1 protein-coding gene is annotated in these 2,140 nt (G+C 73.5%); it reads left to right on the top strand.

Translation table 11 applies throughout. The annotated features are described in order from the left end of the window. Positions 1-350: 350 nt before the first annotated feature. A partial coding sequence (locus JNW89_RS35690) for an AAA family ATPase (RefSeq protein WP_238452365.1) occupies positions 351-2,140 on the top strand: 1,790 nt, incomplete at its 3' end.

Raw genomic sequence — 2,140 nt, 5'->3', positions numbered from 1 at the left:
CACCCCACCCCCGCCCGGTCGGGGCCTCTTTCGGAGAAAGCGTGGCTATCCGGCACCGTGAGGGCACTCTTTCTCCGAAAGTGCGCCAGCGGGCGGCCCGGTGGGGTGAGCGGCTTTTCTCGGGAAGTGCGCCGGCGGGCGGGCGGGCTGGATCAGTGTGGCTCCGCGCCGGATGCCGCCGTCGAGGGACGGGCCGGCGAGGGGTGGCGGGAGAGGGTGTGACGTGGGCGTCTGCGGCCGGGATGCTTGGTGCGGCGGGGCGCGACGCGGTATCTTTCTCTGTTCGGACATAAAAAAGGAATGGCGACAACGGCCATTCCTTGACCCATCTTAAATGACGAGGAGACGGCTTGTCAACGCAATCCGACGGTTCCGTCGCGCAGCGGCACGACGACGAGATCGGCCGCGAGCAGGAGTACGTCTCGCTGCTCTACGGCCGGCTGGACGACATGCGTGAGCAGGCCGCCCAGCGGCTCACCGAGGAACTGCGGAACACCGGGGGCACGTTGCAGGCCCGGTCCCAGCGCGACAGCTCGGTCCAGATGTACGCCGACCAGGTCGAGCAGTTCTCCGCCGTGGAGAACGGGCTCTGCTTCGGCCGGCTCGACGACACCGACGGGGCCCGGCACTACATCGGCCGGATCGGCATCTTCGACACCACCGGCGACTACGACCCGCTGCTGATGGACTGGCGGGCCCCCGCCGCCCGGCCGTTCTACCTCGCCACCGCCGCCAACCCGCAGGGCGTCAAGCGGCGCCGGCACCTGCGTACCCGGCAGCGGAAGGTGACCGGGCTCAACGACGAGGTGCTCGACCTCGCCACCGCCTCCCCCACCGCCCACGAGGAGCTGACCGGCGAGGCGTCCCTGCTCGCCGCGCTCAACGCCGGCCGGACCGGGCGGATGCGCGACATCGTGGAGACCATCCAGGCCGAACAGGACCGGGTGATCCGGGCCGACCTGCCCGGCGTGCTGGTGGTGCAGGGCGGCCCGGGCACCGGCAAGACCGCCGTCGCGCTGCACCGCGCGGCGTACCTGCTCTACACCCACCGGCGGGAGCTCTCCAGCCGGGGCGTGCTGCTGGTCGGCCCGAACGCGACCTTCCTGCGCTACATCTCGCAGGTGCTGCCCACGCTGGCCGAGACGGGCGTGCTGCTGCGTACCCCCGGCGACCTCTTCCCCGGCGTCAGCGCGCGGCGCGCCGAACCGGCCGAGACGGCGGCGCTCAAGGGGCGGACGGTGATGACCGAGGTGCTGGCCGCCGCGGTCCGCGACCGGCAGTGGGTGCCCGACGAGCCGCTGGAGATCGAGATCGAGCGGGACACGGTGCGGCTCGACCCGGAGATGGTCCGCCAGGCCCGCGACCGGGCCCGCCGCTCCGGCCGCCCGCACAACCTGGCCCGCGCCGTGTTCGACGTCGAGGTCGTCCACGCGCTCGCCGCGCAGATCGCCGAGCGGATCGGCGCCGACCCGCTGGGCGGGGAGAACCTGCTGGAGGAAGCCGACCGCGCCGAGATCCGCCGGGAGCTGCGCGAGGAGGCCGGCATCCGGGCCGCGCTCGACGAGCTGTGGCCGGTGCTCACCCCGCAGCGCCTGCTCGCCGACCTGTACGCCTCGACCGACCGGATCGCCGCCGCCGCGCCGATGCTCACCGACGCCGAGCGCGCGCTGCTGCACCGGGAGCCGGGCGGCTGGACGCCGGCCGACGTGCCGCTGCTGGACGAGGCCGCCGAGCTGCTCGGCGAGGACGAGCGGGCCGCCGCCGCCCGCCGCGAGCGGATCCGCTCCTTCCAGCGCGAGTACGCCGAGGGCGTGCTGGAGATTTGGAAGGGCTCCCGCTCGATCGACGTGGAGGACGAGGCCGACGGCGGCGAGATCCTCGGCGTCACCGACCTGATCGACGCCGACCGGCTGCTGGAACGGCAGGAGGAGGCCGACCGGCTGACCACCGCGCAGCGGGCCGCCGCCGATCGGAGCTGGGCGTTCGGGCACGTGATCGTCGACGAGGCGCAGGAGCTGTCGCCGATGGCCTGGCGGCTGCTGATGCGCCGCTGCCCGAGCCGGTCGATGACCATCGTCGGTGACGTGGCGCAGACCGGCGCGCTGGCCGGCACCCCGTCCTGGGCCGAGGCGCTGGAGCC

This window comes from Micromonospora sp. 4G55, from assembly GCF_016803375.1.
This window is presented reverse-complemented; position numbering and strand designations above follow the sequence as displayed.